The organism is Sedimentitalea nanhaiensis DSM 24252 (assembly GCF_000473225.1).
Lineage (GTDB): Bacteria > Pseudomonadota > Alphaproteobacteria > Rhodobacterales > Rhodobacteraceae > Sedimentitalea > Sedimentitalea nanhaiensis.
The window spans coordinates 4,125,647-4,140,884 of record NZ_KI421509.1 but is presented as its reverse complement, the minus strand read 5'-3'; the positions used below and the strand labels follow the sequence as shown (position 1 = coordinate 4,140,884).

Annotated in this window: 15 protein-coding genes; 5 read left to right on the top strand and 10 right to left on the bottom strand. The window is 60.5% G+C overall.

Annotated elements, in window-relative coordinates:
* Positions 1–118 precede the first annotated feature (118 nt).
* Genes NANH_RS0122510 through NANH_RS0122480 form a run of 7 tightly spaced genes read right to left on the bottom strand, consistent with a single transcriptional unit; the run spans position 119 to position 7,276 of the window.
* On the bottom strand, positions 119–1,636 hold the full coding sequence (locus NANH_RS0122510; protein ID WP_139236385.1) for an ABC transporter substrate-binding protein: 1,518 nt from the start codon (positions 1,634–1,636) through the stop codon (positions 119–121).
* A complete protein-coding gene (locus NANH_RS26980) occupies positions 1,630–2,676 on the bottom strand; it encodes an ABC transporter ATP-binding protein (protein ID WP_081710521.1) in 1,047 nt (348 codons plus the stop codon). The genes NANH_RS0122510 and NANH_RS26980 overlap by 7 nt, the downstream gene beginning before the upstream one ends.
* Positions 2,673–3,671, bottom strand: a complete 999-nt coding sequence (locus tag NANH_RS0122500) for an ABC transporter ATP-binding protein (protein ID WP_036050249.1) — start codon at positions 3,669–3,671, stop codon at positions 2,673–2,675. The genes NANH_RS26980 and NANH_RS0122500 overlap by 4 nt, the downstream gene beginning before the upstream one ends.
* Positions 3,668–4,513: an ABC transporter permease gene (locus NANH_RS0122495; protein WP_051372561.1), complete on the bottom strand. Its 846-nt coding sequence runs from the start codon at positions 4,511–4,513 to the stop codon at positions 3,668–3,670. Before NANH_RS0122495 ends, NANH_RS0122500 begins: the two co-directional genes overlap by 4 nt.
* Entirely contained in the window at positions 4,510–5,448 is a 939-nt protein-coding gene (locus NANH_RS0122490; protein WP_027264060.1) for an ABC transporter permease, read from the bottom strand. The genes NANH_RS0122495 and NANH_RS0122490 overlap by 4 nt, the downstream gene beginning before the upstream one ends.
* Complete coding sequence (locus NANH_RS0122485; RefSeq protein ID WP_051372663.1) at positions 5,445–6,377, bottom strand: proline iminopeptidase-family hydrolase; 933 nt, start codon at positions 6,375–6,377, stop codon at positions 5,445–5,447. The genes NANH_RS0122490 and NANH_RS0122485 overlap by 4 nt, the downstream gene beginning before the upstream one ends.
* Before the next feature lie 8 nt (positions 6,378–6,385).
* Positions 6,386–7,276, bottom strand: coding sequence for a proline iminopeptidase-family hydrolase (locus tag NANH_RS0122480; RefSeq protein WP_027264058.1), 891 nt, complete (start codon positions 7,274–7,276; stop codon positions 6,386–6,388).
* A gap of 135 nt (positions 7,277–7,411) precedes the next feature.
* On the opposite strand from NANH_RS0122480, the gene NANH_RS0122475 reads away from it, so the two are divergent.
* From NANH_RS0122475 to NANH_RS0122465, 3 genes are all read left to right on the top strand, one after another.
* Positions 7,412–8,179, top strand: a complete 768-nt coding sequence (locus NANH_RS0122475) for a helix-turn-helix transcriptional regulator (protein WP_027264057.1) — start codon at positions 7,412–7,414, stop codon at positions 8,177–8,179.
* A 586-nt stretch (positions 8,180–8,765) separates the two neighbouring features.
* Positions 8,766–9,011, top strand: coding sequence for a helix-turn-helix domain-containing protein (locus NANH_RS0122470; protein ID WP_027264056.1), 246 nt, complete (start codon positions 8,766–8,768; stop codon positions 9,009–9,011).
* Positions 9,011–10,300 carry a type II toxin-antitoxin system HipA family toxin gene (locus NANH_RS0122465; RefSeq protein WP_027264055.1) on the top strand — a complete coding sequence of 430 codons (1,290 nt, stop codon included), beginning with the start codon at positions 9,011–9,013 and terminating at the stop codon, positions 10,298–10,300. The genes NANH_RS0122470 and NANH_RS0122465 overlap by 1 nt, the downstream gene beginning before the upstream one ends.
* A gap of 328 nt (positions 10,301–10,628) precedes the next feature.
* Here NANH_RS0122465 and NANH_RS0122460 read toward each other — a convergent pair whose 3' ends face one another.
* The 3 genes from NANH_RS0122460 to NANH_RS0122450 are packed head-to-tail and all read right to left on the bottom strand — an operon-like array spanning position 10,629 to position 13,316.
* Positions 10,629–12,131 (bottom strand): tripartite tricarboxylate transporter permease, encoded by a 1,503-nt coding sequence (locus NANH_RS0122460; RefSeq protein ID WP_027264054.1) that lies wholly within the window; start codon positions 12,129–12,131, stop codon positions 10,629–10,631.
* Positions 12,132–12,134: 3 nt separating this feature from the next.
* Complete coding sequence (locus NANH_RS0122455) at positions 12,135–12,581, bottom strand: tripartite tricarboxylate transporter TctB family protein (RefSeq protein ID WP_027264053.1); 447 nt, start codon at positions 12,579–12,581, stop codon at positions 12,135–12,137.
* A gap of 27 nt (positions 12,582–12,608) precedes the next feature.
* A complete protein-coding gene (locus NANH_RS0122450) occupies positions 12,609–13,316 on the bottom strand; it encodes an SDR family NAD(P)-dependent oxidoreductase (protein ID WP_027264052.1) in 708 nt (235 codons plus the stop codon).
* 181 nt (positions 13,317–13,497) lie between these two features.
* Here NANH_RS0122450 and NANH_RS0122445 point away from each other — a divergent pair, with 181 nt between their 5' ends.
* A complete protein-coding gene (locus NANH_RS0122445; RefSeq protein ID WP_161631384.1) occupies positions 13,498–14,232 on the top strand; it encodes an FAD-binding protein in 735 nt (244 codons plus the stop codon).
* Positions 14,229–15,182 carry a tripartite tricarboxylate transporter substrate binding protein gene (locus NANH_RS26975; RefSeq protein WP_051372560.1) on the top strand — a complete coding sequence of 318 codons (954 nt, stop codon included), beginning with the start codon at positions 14,229–14,231 and terminating at the stop codon, positions 15,180–15,182. The genes NANH_RS0122445 and NANH_RS26975 overlap by 4 nt, the downstream gene beginning before the upstream one ends.
* Positions 15,183–15,238 lie beyond the last annotated feature (56 nt).

Here is a 15,238-nt window from a genome sequence, read left to right as displayed (position 1 = left end):
CGGCCCGAGGCCGCAGCAGTTGCAGGTGGCGACAACCTCAGTGCAGAACAAAGTGGACTTTCTCTGAAAAGTCGAAGGCCGGCGCGCCTACCGCGCGCCGACACCTCTTGTACGCGCCTCAGTTCTTTATCGTGTCCTCGAGGAAGAAGCGGCCGAGCGGGTTCTGATAGAAACCCTCGATGTTGCTTTGGGTCACGTTGCGATAGGGGCTGTAGTAGAGGTCAATCCAGTTGACGTCCTCTTTCGCCATCTTCTGCAGATCGACATACATCGTCTCGCGTTTGGCCTCGTCCATCTCGACACGGGCGGCGGCCACCAGATCCTTCACCTCGGGATTGTTGTAGTTGGTCATGTAATTGTTGTTGGAATCGTGACCGAGCACGAAGGTCGTCTTCTGGTCCGGGTCGATGACATCCTTGGTCCAGTACATGACCGACAGATCGTATTCCCCCGCGACCAGCATGTCCCAGGTCTGGCTCGGATCCATCTTCTGAAGATTGACGGTGATCCCTGCCTCGCCCAACTGTTGCTGCAGCAGGACGGCGATCTGCTCGTCCACCTGATCGCCCGCGTTGACAAGGTAATCCAGCGTCAGCCCATCTGCCCCGGCTTCGGCCAGCATCTCTTTGGCCTTCTGGGGATCGTGGGGGCGCTGAAGATTGTCTTCGTAGTGATAGAGTGACCCCTTGGGGATATAGGAATAGGCAACCTCGCCGATACCGAAGGTGACGGCATCCACGATGGCTTGCTTGTCGATGGCCATGTCGATCGCCTGGCGCACCTCCTTCTTGGAGAGCTCGCCGCTGGCATGATTGATCAGCAGGTGATCCTCGCGGGTCGACTGGTCCAAATGCACCTTAAGATTGGGATCGGCCTTCAGATCCTCGATCCGTGCGAAGGGCACGAAAATGGCGGCGTCGATCTCACCTGCCTGCACCTTGAGAATGCGGGTGTTGTCATCAGGGATCGAGATCCATTCGACGCCATCGAGGCGGACCCGATCTGCTTCCCAGAAACTGGGATTCTTCTCGAGTATGACGCGATCGCCTCGCAGCCAGTCCGCAACCAAAAAAGCGCCCGAGGCGATGGGCCGTTCGGCATATGCTTCGACACCCATCTCCTCCATGCCGGCCTTCGAGATGATCGACGCGCCGGGCATCGCGAGCGATGCAAGGAAAGGCGCCGAAGGGCCAGAGAGCTTGACCACGAGGGTCTGGGGGTCGGGCGTTTCCATGTTCTCGATAATCTGGTAGCTGTCCGACCAGAGCGAACCTTCATCGTCGCGGATGCGCTCCAGCGAGAACTTGGCGTCCTCCGACGTGATCTGGCTGCCATCCGAGAATTTGGCATCGCGCATTTTGAAGGTATAAGTCGCGCCGTCCTCACTGACGTCCCAGCTTTCGGCGAGGCCCGGCTCAAGCTTGGTGCCGGATTTGTCGACGCGCACGAGCACGTCATAGACGTTGGCGAAAACCCAGAAATCGATGTTCTGCGCGGTCGCAATGGGATCAAAAGTGGTGCCGTCTTCGCGGCGACCGATCGTCAGCACGCCGGCGGCCTCCGCGATGGATGTGCCGGTCATCAGCGCAGCCACGGCGGCGGCGGAGAGATAGCGGGTAAATTTGCTCTTCAGCATGTCTCAATCCTTTCTGTTGGGGTTGCGGGTGTGGTCTCGGGCAGGTTTTCCCCCACCTCGTTCAGTCGCCCGCCAGGCGCAAGGATGCAGGCGGCGCGGTGTGCGCCTCCGACAAAAGGCGGCACGGCAGTGCGGCATTCGGAACGCGCCAGCGGGCAGCGCGGATGGAAGGCGCAGCCTTCGGGCAAGTTGACCGGGCTGGGAGGTTCGCCCGGCAAGGGTGCGGAAGGTAACATGCGCGCCGGGTCGATCTCGGGGATCGCCTCGATCAGCGAACGGGTGTAAGGGTGACGCGGAGCCTTGAAGACCTGCTCAGTCGGTCCCTCCTCGACGATGCGACCCAGATACATGACGGCGATCCGGTCGCAGAGGCGCCGCACCATGGCCAGATCATGCGCGATGAAGATCATGCCCAGATGCATCCTCTGGCCCAATTCCATGAGCAGATTGATGATCTGGCCCTGGATCGACACGTCCAGCGCCGCGACACATTCATCGGCCACGATCAGGCGCGGCTCGATCGCTAGCGCGCGGGCGATGCCGATGCGCTGGCACTGTCCGCCGCTCAGATCACCTGGGCGGCGGTCCATAAGTGTGGCATCCAGCCCGACAAGTTCGAGAAGCTCAACGATACGCGCGTCTCTGCCGGCGGCGCCCTTCTTGCCATGCACATGCAGCACCTCGCCGATGGCCTGCCGTACTGTCAGTCGCGGGTTCAGCGAGCCATAGGGATCCTGAAAGATCATCGCCGTCTCGCGCCTGAGCCGGGCCAAATCCTCGCCCCGCGCGCGGGCCATGTCCTGCCCGTCCAGCAGGACCTCGCCTCTGGTCAGTTCCCCCAGACGCAGGATTGCACGGCCGAAGGTGCTCTTGCCGCTGCCGCTTTCACCGACGAGGCCGACGGTCTCGCCCGCGGCGACACGCATCGACACGTCACTGACGGCATTGAGGCTGCGCCGGGGGCCAAGGCCCATACGGCTTCGGGCCATGGGGAATTTCACGCTGAGGTTGCGCACGTCGAGAAGGACCGGAGCGCTCATGCCTCCGCCTCCGCTTCTATGCCTACCGGGTGGTGGCAGGCGCAGGCGTGACCCTCATGCGTCTCGCGCAGAGGCGGCTGACGCGCGGCGCAGAGCGCGTCGGCCGCGCCGCAGCGGGGATGAAACCGGCAACCCGGGGGCATGTCGCCGGGGCTGGGAGGCTGGCCGGGGATCGTGTGGACCCGACCGGTGCCGCCCTCGCTGCCGGGCTGGCAAGCGACAAGACCGGCGGTGTAATGATGGCGCGGACGATGAATGACTTCGTGCATGGCGCCATATTCGCAAAGTCGGCCCGCATACATCACCGCAACCGTATCGCAGAGCTGATAGACCACGCCCAGATCATGGGTGATGAAGATGATCGACAGCCCTCGCTCGTCCCGAAGCTGTTGCAGGAGCCGCAAGATCTGCGCCTGAACGGTCACATCGAGCGCTGTTGTTGGCTCGTCAGCAATCAAGATATCCGGATCGCATGCCAGCGCCACGGCGATCATCGCGCGCTGGCGCATGCCCCCGGAAAACTCGTGCGTGTAGGCGTTTGCGCGGCTCTCGGGGTCAGGGATGCCGACCTGGCGCAGGATGTCCAGCATCCGCGCCCAAGCTTCCTTGCGGCCGATCTTGCGATGGTGGCGGATGCTCTCGGCGATCTGGCGACCGATGGACATGACCGGATCCAGATGGCTGGCCGGGTTCTGGAAGATCATGCCGATCCGCCGCCCGCGCACTTGTGTCAACTCGCCCTGGGACAGGCTCAGTACGTCGCGCCCATCTTCGAGCCAGACGGAGCCGCCCGTCACTCTCAGCCGGCTGCTGGGCAAAAGTCGCATGAGCGCGCGGCAGGTCATGCTCTTGCCCGATCCGCTTTCGCCGACGATGCCAAGAATTTCGCCCCGGCGGAGGGTGAAGGAAACCCCGTCGATTATGGTGTGCGACGTGCCCCCGCCCTCATAGGCGACGCTCAGGTTATTGACTGTCAGTATGGGTGCATCGGTCATTCGCGCACCCCCAAGGCTTCGCCGAGCCCGTCAGCCAGCAGGCTGAACCCCATTGCGAGTGTCACGATAGCTATGCCCGGAAAGGTCGTGATCCACCAGGCGGAAGTGATGAAGCCTTGCCCTTCGGCGATCATGATGCCCCATTCCGCAACAGGCGGTTGCACTCCTAGGCCCAGATAGCTGATCGCCGCACCGTTCAGCAGCACCAATACAGCGTCGGACATCGAGAAGACGACCGAACTAAGGATGGCGTTGGGCATGATGTGGCGGAACATCACGCGTGAGTTGGAGTAGCCGAGGCTGACGGCCGCCATAGCGAAATCGGAGTTTTTCAGTACGAGGAATTGCGCCCGGATCAGCCGCGCATACGAGACCCACCCCACCAGCGCCATCGCGATATAGAAACTGCCCAAGCCCGGCCCGGTGATGGTGATGATCGCCAGCATCAGCACGAGAAACGGGAAGGCCAGCACCACGTCGATCACGCGCATGAAGATCGTGTCCACCCAGCCTCCGAAAAAGCCCGAGATACTGCCGGCGACAGTGCCGATGACGAAAGGAAAGACGACGCCGAAGACCGCGATTTGCAGGTCGATCCGCGCGGCCCAGATCACACGGCTCAGGATATCGCGCCCGAAATTGTCAGTGCCGAGCGGATGCGCCCAGGACGGCGGCTGAAGCCGCACGGCCGCGTCCTGATAGATCGGATCGTAGGGCGCCAACAACGGAGCAAAAAGCGCGATCAACAGCCATGTCAGCAGGATCGCGGCGCCCAGCACCAGGGGGGTCACCGTGCCCGGCCAACGGATGCGGCGCGCACTGATGGCCCTAGTGCCGCTCATAGCTTGACCCTCGGGTCTATGGTGACGGTCAGGATGTCGGCGAGGAAGTTCACCAGCACCGTCGCGCAGGCAAAGACCATCGCAACACCCTGTACCACCATGTAATCGCGAGTAAATATGCCCCGGATCAGAAGCTGGCCCATTCCGGGGATGGCAAATACGGTCTCGATCACAACCGATCCGCTGATCAGCCAGCCGATATTAACCGCCAGCAGGTTCACCGTGGGCACGAGCGAATTCGGGACGACATGACGCCAGAAAACGACGTTTTCAGGCAGGCCGCGTGCGCGCGCCGCAGTCGCCTGATCCGACTGCAGCTCGGCCAGGATCGAAGCGCGCAGATTGCGCGTGAGCACTGCCGCCAGCGCCAGGCCCGTCGTCAGGCAAGGTAGCGTCATGTGATGCACCTTCTCCCAGAATGTGCGGCCATAGCCAGTCACGGGAAACCAGCCGAGCTGCACCGAAAAGAGGAGGATCAGCATGATCGCCAGCCAGAAAGCCGGAAATCCGAGACCCGCGGTCGAGATGATACGGATGAGGTGATCCGCCCAGCTGCCGCGCCTGCGCGCCGCTATGGCGGCCATGGGCGTTGCAATGAGAAGCGCCAGCAGGACGCTGCCGATCACCAACACCAGTGTCGGCTCGATTCGGGTCGCGATCAGCTTCAGCACGTCCACCTTGTAGAGGATCGACTTGCCCAACTCGCCCTTGAAGAGGTTCTTGACGAAATAGAAATATTGCAGCCAGAGCGGCTCATCCAGGCCGAACTGCTCGCGCACGCGGGCCAGAGCGGATTCCGTGGTTCGTGGCCCGAGCAGCACCCGCGCCGGATCGCCGGGAATCGAGCGGATGAGAACGAAGGTTATGATGCTGATGCCGATCAGCACCGGGATGAGCTGGAACGGACGGTAGAGGACGAAGCGATAGCGACTCATCCGCCCGCCCCGTCGACGTGATCTAGAAAAGCGATCAGTGCGGCGCGGTAGGCGCGTGGCTCCTCGTAGAAAGGCGAATGCGAGGATCCGGCAAAGATCTCGATCCGCGAGTCTGGCAGGGCGCCGTGCATGCGCATGCCGCAAGCCGGTGAAAGGGCATCGTGCATGCCCTGGACCACAAGACAGGGCCAGTCGAAGTCCCGCAACGCCTCGAGCCGGTTCCAGTTCTTGAGATTGCCGGTGTAGTGGTACTCGTTCGGCCCCTGCATCGTGTTGAAGATCGCAAAGTTGAAACCATCCTTCGAGCGTTGCACAGGCAGGGGGCGGTCGTCCATCCGGCGAATGTGACGATGATCCAGAAGCGTGATCGCCGCCGCATAGGCTGGGTGATCCAGCCATCCGAGCGCTTCGTATCGCTTCATCATCGCGACAGTTTCGGCGCCGAGCGCGTTCCGGTGCCGCGCGATCTGCTGTAGCAGATGGGGCATGTCGGCGCAGGTATTGGCGAGGATCATGCTTCGCAGCCGCCCCTTGTAACGCAGCGCATATTCGATGCCGCACCAGCCGCCCCAGGAATGGCCGAGGAAATGCACCGACGTCAGGCCCAACGCCTCGAGGACCGCCTCGACCTCATCGGCGTAACGCGTAATCTCCCAAAGGGCGGGATCGTCAGGCGCATCAGATGCCCCCGTGCCCAACTGATCGTAAGTGACAACGCGAAAACCTTCATCGGCCAGCGGCACATGCGGATCGCGCAGATAGTCGCAAGGCAGGCCCGGCCCGCCATTGAGGCAAAAGAGTACCCGCTCGCCGCTGCCATAGCTGTAGGCGGTGACGCGCCCATCCGGCGTTTCAATCTGCGTCACCTCATCCGCAGCGCGATCGCTCCAGACGCGAAAGCCGTCGCCAAGACATCCGGTTTCGGCCATGCAGGATGTCATGCCCGCGAGGTCCTCTCGAGGAATTTCAAAAGCGCAGGGTAATACGCCTGCGGCTCTTCGAAGAAGGGCATGTGGCTGCTGTTCGGAAAGACATGGATTTCCGAGTCCGGCAGCTGCTCATGCATGCGCCTGGCACAGGCAGGCGTCAGTTCGTCATGCTGGCCGGTCGTGATGAGGCATGGCACCTTGATCTTGTGCATGTCAGGGATGCGGTTCCACTCGGCCATGTTGCCGGTATAGAGAAACTCGTTTGGCCCCTGCATCGTGCCATACGGCCCCATGTTCCAGTCGTCGAGCGAGCGTTTTACCGGCGCGGGCCATTCATCCAGCCGACAGACATGTCGATAATTGAGAATCGTGACCGCCGCCTCGTATTCCGGGTGATCGAGCGTGCCCAGCGCCTCGTGCCGCTGCATCATCGCTACTGTCTCACTGCCCAGCGCGTCGCGCAGCCTGTTCAGCTCCGAAACGAGATGCGGAATGTCGCCAGCGGTGTTTTCAAGTATCAACGATCGCAGACTATCTGGATAGGTCAGCGCGTATTCGATGCCCAGCCAGCCGCCCCAGGATTGACCGAGTAAATGCACCTTGCCGAGACCCAGCGCCGTGCGTACGGTCTCTGTCTCCTCGACATAGCGCTGAATCGTCCAAAGCGCGGGATCGGTCGGGCGATCCGACGATCCGGTGCCAAGCTGATCCCAGGCGACGACGCGGTAACCTTCGGCGGCAAGGCAGGAATGCGAGTCGCGCAGGTAGTCGCATGGCAGGCCCGGCCCACCATTTGCGCATAGTATGACGTTGTCGCTGGAGCCAAAACTGTAGGTCTTGACGGTATATCCGTCAATCGTGACATCCTTGATTTCATCGGGTTCGATTTCTGACCACATGGCACGTCCCTCTCGTTGCACCTCGCGATGCTATCCAGCCGCAGGCCCGGGCGTCTACCTGTCAAATTTAATAGTCTCTGCGCCGATAAGGTGTAAGGTCGGAGTACTCTCAAAAGTATACGGCGCAGAAATGATATGCACACGATTATTGATCTTCTGAAGCGCGATATAGGCAAGGCGTCCTCGGTCGGGGGCATTGTGGATGCCGCACATGATGTCGCCCGGCGGGCCGGATTCGATGCCATGATTTATGATTTCAGCCCCGTGGCGACGACTCCCGAGGGCACGCTGGTCATACCCAGCCACCTCAGCCATCGTGAAGCGCCGGCCGACATGCGGCAACTGTGGTGCGAACAGAAATATCATCAGCATGACCCGGTCCAGCAGATCGCCTTGAAAACAAGCGCTCCATTCGTATGGTCCTACCGCCAAAATGGGAGGCACACCGCTCTCGCCAGTCATTTGAAGAAAGAGCACGAACCCGTCACGGCATATCTTCATGATACAAACCTTACCTGCGGCATTACCGTGCCGCTTCATCGCAGCACGGGCGGTTTTGCCACTTTTACGGTGATCCAAAAAGACGCCGGACCCTCCTTTATTCGCGACACGCGCGACGTGTTGCAAAGCGTCGGCTTGATGGGACAGATCATGCATGACGCGGCCTTGCCCCACCTCGCCACCGACCAAACTCAAGCCACGATTGCGGCATTGACCCCACGCGAGGCTGAATGCCTCCATTTATCCGCCCAAGGACATACTGCCAAAGAGATTGCAGACCAAATCGGCCGCTCAGTGCCAACGGCGACCCTGCATCTGAAATCCGCCACCGCCAAATTGCGCGCGCGTAATCGCGCCCATGCCGTAGCGCTGGCGTTGCATTACCGGCTGATCGAACTTTGAAGACCGGTCCTGCACTGCGCCCTGTGCGCCGTGGGAGAACGAGTACTATGAGAACTTCACTCTGTTAAGTCCGCTTTCATCGATCTGACCTGCTTCTGTGCCACTGTATCGAAGGCCATCCGTTCCGAGAACGCCCAAGAGATTGCGGAGGCGCGTGCCGAAGGAGAAGCAGCCCTGCAAGCCCTTTCGCAGCGGCTGGCAAGCCGGGAGGCGGCGCTGTCCGCCGAGATCGAGGCAATGGGAGCCGAATTGGCGTAGCTCGATGCCGACCGCGCCGATCTGAAACGGTTCGCAGAGCTGCGGCGGCAAATCGGGCTTGGGCTCGTGCCCTGCCGCGACCGCGTGGTCATTGTGGTGCCGGAAGGCGATACGATCACCCGCCGGAGTGCACCCGGTCTGTCGGACCTGGCCTGCTACAACGGGCGAATGTTTCGTGTGGCCCGGACGGTCTAGCGAGTGTTGAGTGACGCGATAGCCTCCAAGAGGTTCACCTAAATATGCAGTTACGCCTTAGCGTAAATATCAGAGATTTACGTTGAGGCGTAATTCTTTTTAATTTACGCTAAGGCGTAAAAGGAGCCAAGTCATGGACCTCTCCGCCAGAACGGCTGAACAGATCGGCGAAGCGATCCGGCGGACGCGGAAGGCGCGCGGCTGGACGCAAGGCGATATCAGCGCGCGCACCAATCTGCGCATCGCGACGATCTCGTCGCTGGAAAACGGCGATGCGGGCACCAAGCTGGCAACGCTCTTTGCTGTCATGGCTGCACTCGGGCTGGAGTTTCGACTGGTCGAACGTGGCGGTTCGGTCGAGATTGAGGATATCTTCTGATGGCCAGACGCGGGCGCAGCGGTACGATGCAGGTGCTTCTGAACGGGCGGCTGGTGGGGCATCTGCGCCTTGCCAGTTCCGGTGCGATCAGCTTTGCCTATGATCCAGGCTGGCTGGCATGGGAACACGCCATGCCGATCTCGCTGTCGCTGCCCCTGCGCGAAGAGGCGCATCAGGGCGCGCCGGTCATCGCCTATCTGGAAAACCTGTTGCCCGACAATCAGGCGATCCGAGAGCGCGTGGCGGCGCGGGTGCGCGCGGGCGGCATCGATGCGTGGGCTTTGCTGGAGAAGATCGGGCGCGACTGCGTGGGGGCGCTGCAATTCGTCTCGGGCGAGGTGCCCGAGGCGGGGGGGCTTGAGGGCGAGCCGGTCACGGATGCCCAGATCGCCGCCCTGCTGCGCAATCTGGCGAGTGCCCCGCTTGGCCTCGATGAAGATGACGATTTCCGCATCTCCATCGCGGGCGCGCAGGAGAAAACCGCGCTGCTGCGCCGCAATGGCGCATGGGTCCGGCCCTTTGGCCTGATGCCCACGACCCATATTCTGAAAACCCAGCTTGGCGTGTTGCCGAACGGGATCAACCTGTCGGACAGCGTCGAGAACGAGTTCTTCTGCATGAGCTTCTGTCGTGCCATGGGGGCGGATGTGGCCGAGGTCGAGATCGTGGATTTCGAGGAGGTGCGCAGCCTTGTGGTGACACGGTTTGATCGGCGCTGGACTGCAGACGGGCGGCTGATCCGTCTGCCGCAGGAGGATTTTTGTCAGGCGCTTTCGGTGCCGCCAAGTCAGAAATATCAGATGGACGGCGGGCCGGGGATCGCTGAGGGCATTGGCCTGCTAGCGGGCAGCGATGACGCGCTGGCCGATCAGCGCGCCTTCTTCCACGCGCAGGTGCTGTTCTGGCTCTTGGGCGCGACAGACGGTCATGCGAAGAATTTCAGCATCGCGCTGCGCCCCGGCGGTTTCCGCATGACGCCGCTCTACGATGTGCTGAGCGCTCAGAAGGCCGTGGATGACGGGCAGATCCGCCAGAACCGGATGCGCCTCGCAATGGCGGTGGACGGCCATTACCGGATCAACGAAGTGGTGCCGCGCCACTTCCTGCAAGCCGCCAAGACGGCGGGGTTCGGCGTGGTGCTGGCGGAGGAGGTCTTGGCGGAGGTTGCGGAGCGTGTTGAGGGTGCGCTGGAAAAAACACAGGCCTCCCTACCCGAGGGCTTCCCGACCGCACCGGCGGAGGTTGTCATGCATGGTGTTCTAGCGCGGGCTGCCAGCCTTGACCTCTGATGATCCATAATGACCTAAGGGCCGCTCGCGTCGCGCAGGCAGGTTGGGCTTATTTGTTGAAAAACTCTTCCCTGATCGGGGCCTGGCTTGATGATTCAATTCCTGTAGTTGAGGGGAGGTTTGGCGATGTTGGGACCGCAGCAAGAAGCACAAGCAGCGCTGTTCTACGAGTTCTCGCTGGAGGATCACGTCCCCCAAGCAATTGGTGGAAGCAAGTTTGGCCCACGGCATTTGTGGTCTGGTACCACCACCTTCAGCCAAAGGTCCGGCACGCGGACACAGATACAAAGATCGACTAACGTCACTGTCCAATCAGCGCTTCGAGAAATTAGTCTTCGGCCGGCAAACCTCTCCTGCGTGCGATGAGCGTCGGTATGGCGATGCTGGCAATCAGCAACAGTGTGAGAACTAAAAAGGTTGCAGAGATCGGGCGGTCTATAAAGGTCGTGATGTCTCCGCGCGAAAATAGCAATGCGCGGCGGAAATGTTGTTCGATCATCGGGCCGAGGATGAACCCCATCAGCATCGGCGCCGGAGGGTAGCCATAAGCATTCATCAGATAACCCACGATGCCAAAAACAATCACTGTCATCACGTCAAATGGGCTATTGCTGACCGAATAGACACCAATGCAAATGAAGAACAGAATTGCCGGAAACAGCAGCCTTTGAGGGACGGTCAATACTCTGACCCAAAAGCCGATAAGGGGGATGTTCAGAATGAGCAGCATAAAGTTGCCAATCCAGAAGCTGACCACGAGGCCCCAGAATAGATCGGCGTTGGTGGTGAAGAACTCGGGCCGTGGCGTAATCCCGTGGATCATCATGGCCCCGAGCAGGACCGCCATTCCGGCATCGCCGGGGATGCCGAGCGCCAGCGTTGGGATGAACGCGGCTTGTGTAGAGGCGTTGTTGGCAGCCTCCGGTGCTGAAATGCCTTCAATTGCGCCCCGGCCAAATTTCTCCGGTGTACGGGATACACGTTTTTCAAAAGCATAGGCGAGGAAAGCCGCCAATGTCGGGCCCGCACCGGGCAGGATACCGACAAAAGATCCGACCACCGACCCGCGTAGTGTGGGTTTCCAGCATTCCTTCATATCCTTTCGTGTCGGTATCAACTCCCGCATGCGAACCTTTTGCGGCGCGAGGTCGCGTGGCTTGCCAGCGTTTTTGAGCAATTCAGCCACGCCGAATAGCCCCATTGCCATGGCCACAAGATTAAGCCCATCTTGCAATTCCAACACTCCAAAGGAGTATCTCACCACGCCCGAAGTGGAATCCATTCCAACGGTCGCCAAAAGCAGACCGGCAACCACAGAGATCAGCCCTTTAATAGGGGAGCCGAGCGACATCGTGGCGGCCGCGACGAGGCCCAGCAACATGATGGAGAAATACTCGGCTGAGGAAAACTTCAGCGCCATCTGCCCCAGAGCGGGGGCAAAGCTCATCACAAGAACGATCGCAAAACAGCCCCCTACAAAGGAGGTGATTGTGGTAATAAAAAGGGCGACACCGGCGCGCCCCTGCTTAGCCATCGGGTAGCCATCAAGAGCCGTCACGGCAGTTGTCGAAGTGCCCGGCAGGTTCAGCAGGATTGACGCGGTGGAGCCGCCATACTGCGCGCCATAGAAAATGCCGGCGAGCATGATTAAAGCGCTCATCGGTTCCAGATGGTATGTAATCGGCAGTGTCATGGCCACGGCGGCAAGTGGGCCGATACCAGGCAGTACACCAATAAACATGCCGACGGAGACCCCGATCAGACAGAAAAGCAGGGCCTCGGTGGTTACGGCCACGTTGAGGCCGAGGGCGATGCCGGAGATAAGATCCATGGTTCAGCTCCCGAAAGCGGCGATCGGAATGCCAATGCCACGGATGAAAATAAGATAGCCCACGAGGGACATGCCGGCAGCCAGAAGAGCCGCTTCCGTCCACTTCATGCCGCGCTCGGATTGGGCCGAAATCAGGATCAGCGCAACGGTAGCTGGTACGAAGCCCGCCCAGTCTACGAGCAGAACCCATACGACGATCCCGACAATGATGTAGGCAAATGGGCGCAGGCGCAGATTGAGCGAGACTCCTGGGAGGGTACGCCCCTGCCACGCTGCGAAGAGCCCAAAGACGACTAATAGAATACCCAGCATGACCGGCACAAAACCGGGCCCCATCCGCGTGATTGTCCCAAAGGCATAGCCGCGCGCAACAAAGATGGCGGCAAGGCCGAGCACCACCCAAACCAGTCCTGCAATAGTCTCGTGCTTGTTCGGCTTAGATGTCTTCATTGGTCTCCCTCCCAAATCGCATCGGGTCTAAGGGCCCGCGCCCGCGATGGATGCGCCCCCGCATTGATAGATGGTTTGCCCCGTGATCGCACCAGCGTCTGCAGAGGCTAGAAAGGCAATCGTGGCAGCAACCTCTTCAGCCCGAATGGTCCGCCCGATGGGCAGCGACCGCACCGCTGCATTTTTACGGGCAGGGTCATTCAATTGGGGCGTCTGCGTTGCTGCTGGGGCAACGGCATTGACGGTGATGCCACGCGCCGCATGTTCGGCCGCCAAAGACCGGACCAACCCGTCCAGCGCCGCCTTGCTCGCGGCGTAAAGCCCACGACCAGCGCGTCCCTGTGCCGCCCGGGAAGATAACAACACGACCCTTCCGCGCCTGTTTGGCATGTTGGGTAGTAGCGTTTGCGCTAATCTTGCGGCTGCTCCGACATGCAATGTCCACAGGGCCAGGCCCGCATCGGTCATGGTTTCGTGGTCGCTGTCGTCCCGCATCAGGCCTGCGGAATGCACAAACGCGGCAGTTTCGCGGCCAAGTAGTTGCCGCTCGGCGCAAGCGATACCGGCGGAATTCGCGAGATCCGCTTCAATCATCTCATCGGCGGGCGTTTCTGACGGCGCGATGATGTCGAGGCCGATGATTTGCCATCCATCGCAGCGAAAACGATGAGCGGTCGCAAGCCCAATACCGGAAGCGATGCCGCTGATCGCAACAACAGGGCGCGTGCGCGTCATTCAGACAGTACCTTTCTCCCCAGTGGGGGTCTTCATGGCCACTGTGATCTGCGAGATGCAGTTCACCAGCTGTCTAAGGGATGGCAAGAAGTGATATAACTGTCAACACTATGGAACCGTATTTCGCCATGGGAAAGCGCTTGGTTCCAGGTTCGCCTGCTAGCCATAGCTGGCGCCATCTTTGCTTAAACATATTTATTTAAGGGATTACCAGGTTCTTGCCGCCAAATCGAATGTGGGGATTGACGGATGCGGCTCTAAATTCCATAGTGTTGACACTTTGGAGGGGTGCTCTGTGGCCAAAGATGAGCCGGCAACAGAATTCGATGCGGAATTCGATGTCCTGATTGTAGGGGCTGGAGGCTGCGGTTTGGTGGCGGCAATCGCGGCTGATGCTGCGGGCGCATCTGTTGCTGTCGTCGAAAAGCAATCTCGCCTATCGGGCAATACGGCGCTTTCAAGTGGCTCTATTCCCGGCGCCGGAACCCGCCTTCAGGCCGAGGTACGCATCAAAGATTCACCTAAACGCTTTGCCGAGGATGTCCTGAGGGTCAGCGGCCCGCATGATGCTGAACACTTGGCAGCTCGCCCTACGGCGCTTTCCGCCGAATTGGTCGAATGGTTAATCGACGAAGCGCATGTTTCCCTTACGCAGGGTGGATTAGCGGTCGACACCCACGCGCACGTCCTGCGGACAGATGGCACACCAATCATTGGGCTCTTCGCAGGCGGTGGGGCCGCCACCGGGATTTCCGGTCGGCGGGGCAGCGATGGGTATGTCTCAGGCAACGGGCTTCTGTCGGCTCTGGGTCTCGGCCTGATCGCTGGCCGGGAGGCGGCAAGCCATGCTGCGGACCAACGCGCAGCATCAAAGACGAAACTACATCACAACGTTCAACAAGGAGAAATGACATGAACACGACGTTAACAGCAATTCTGACGACGGCGGCCCTAACGCTTGGCGTTTCGGCTGCGGGTGCAGAGGAGTTCCCAACGCGCTCAGTAACAATTATCGTGCCTTACTCCCCGGGTTCGACAGATACGATGGCCCGTACGCTGGCCAAAGAGATGTCCGACGAGCTGGGGCAGCCGGTTGTCGTCGAAACGCGGCCCGGAGCAGGTGGCACAGTTGGCGGTGCCGCCGTGGCTAGCGCCGATCCTGACGGCTATACGCTCCTCTTTGCGGTGTCTTCGGTTCAGACCGTAGCGCCACATCAACGAGACTTGCCCTACGGGTTCGACGATCTCACCCCCGTTGCGCGTGTGGCTGTTGGCCCGAATATGATTGCGGCGCGAACCGGCGCGCCTTTTTCCACTGTTGAGGAGTTGGTCGCCTACGCCAAGGAGAACCCCGGCGAAGTGAGCTATGGTTCCGCTGGTACGGGTGGTGCCACTCATATCGCAGCCGAAGCCATCGCTCGAGCCGCTGGCATCGAGCTGTTTCACATCCCCTTCAACGGTGTGACGCCCGCAGTTGCTTCTGCCGTAGCTGGGGACGTAGATCTGGTGCTCGGTTTCGCTTCAGCAATCCTACCTCAGGACGAGGGTGGCAAGCTGGTTGCGCTCGCCCAGTTGAGCGAAGAGAGAACATCGGTTGCGCCAGACGTGCCGACGCTGATTGAAGGGGGGGTCGATCTGGCGCTGCCGCCGAACACAGGGCTCTGGGCGCCAGCGGGCACGCCGGACGAGGTTATTGCCACACTGTCTGCCGCTGTCGAGAACGCTGCGGCGAGTGAGTCTTTCAAGAACTTTACAAGCAGCGGGCTGACGGCTGTGGATTATGCGGACTCCGCGGCGTTTGTTGATATCCTGAAGAAAGAGGACGCCTTCTTTGCAGATCTTTTGCCAACTTTGAAGCTTGAGTAAGGCGCTGCACCTAATGCTCCGTGTCTAAGATCAAGCGGGTTGATTGAGAATAGGGC

Bases quoted from the DNA above. Each gene is read 5' to 3' on its own strand.
- NANH_RS0122510 (WP_139236385.1), bottom strand. From the start codon at position 1,636: ATGCTGAAGAGCAAATTTACCCGCTATCTCTCCGCCGCCGCCGTGGCT.
- NANH_RS26980 (WP_081710521.1), bottom strand. From the start codon at position 2,676: ATGAGCGCTCCGGTCCTTCTCGACGTGCGCAACCTCAGCGTGAAATTC.
- NANH_RS0122500 (WP_036050249.1), bottom strand. From the start codon at position 3,671: ATGACCGATGCACCCATACTGACAGTCAATAACCTGAGCGTCGCCTAT.
- NANH_RS0122495 (WP_051372561.1), bottom strand. From the start codon at position 4,513: ATGAGCGGCACTAGGGCCATCAGTGCGCGCCGCATCCGTTGGCCGGGC.
- NANH_RS0122490 (WP_027264060.1), bottom strand. From the start codon at position 5,448: ATGAGTCGCTATCGCTTCGTCCTCTACCGTCCGTTCCAGCTCATCCCG.
- NANH_RS0122485 (WP_051372663.1), bottom strand. From the start codon at position 6,377: ATGGCCGAAACCGGATGTCTTGGCGACGGCTTTCGCGTCTGGAGCGAT.
- NANH_RS0122480 (WP_027264058.1), bottom strand. From the start codon at position 7,276: ATGTGGTCAGAAATCGAACCCGATGAAATCAAGGATGTCACGATTGAC.
- NANH_RS0122475 (WP_027264057.1), top strand. From the start codon at position 7,412: ATGCACACGATTATTGATCTTCTGAAGCGCGATATAGGCAAGGCGTCC.
- NANH_RS0122470 (WP_027264056.1), top strand. From the start codon at position 8,766: ATGGACCTCTCCGCCAGAACGGCTGAACAGATCGGCGAAGCGATCCGG.
- NANH_RS0122465 (WP_027264055.1), top strand. From the start codon at position 9,011: ATGGCCAGACGCGGGCGCAGCGGTACGATGCAGGTGCTTCTGAACGGG.
- NANH_RS0122460 (WP_027264054.1), bottom strand. From the start codon at position 12,131: ATGGATCTTATCTCCGGCATCGCCCTCGGCCTCAACGTGGCCGTAACC.
- NANH_RS0122455 (WP_027264053.1), bottom strand. From the start codon at position 12,581: ATGAAGACATCTAAGCCGAACAAGCACGAGACTATTGCAGGACTGGTT.
- NANH_RS0122450 (WP_027264052.1), bottom strand. From the start codon at position 13,316: ATGACGCGCACGCGCCCTGTTGTTGCGATCAGCGGCATCGCTTCCGGT.
- NANH_RS26975 (WP_051372560.1), top strand. From the start codon at position 14,229: ATGAACACGACGTTAACAGCAATTCTGACGACGGCGGCCCTAACGCTT.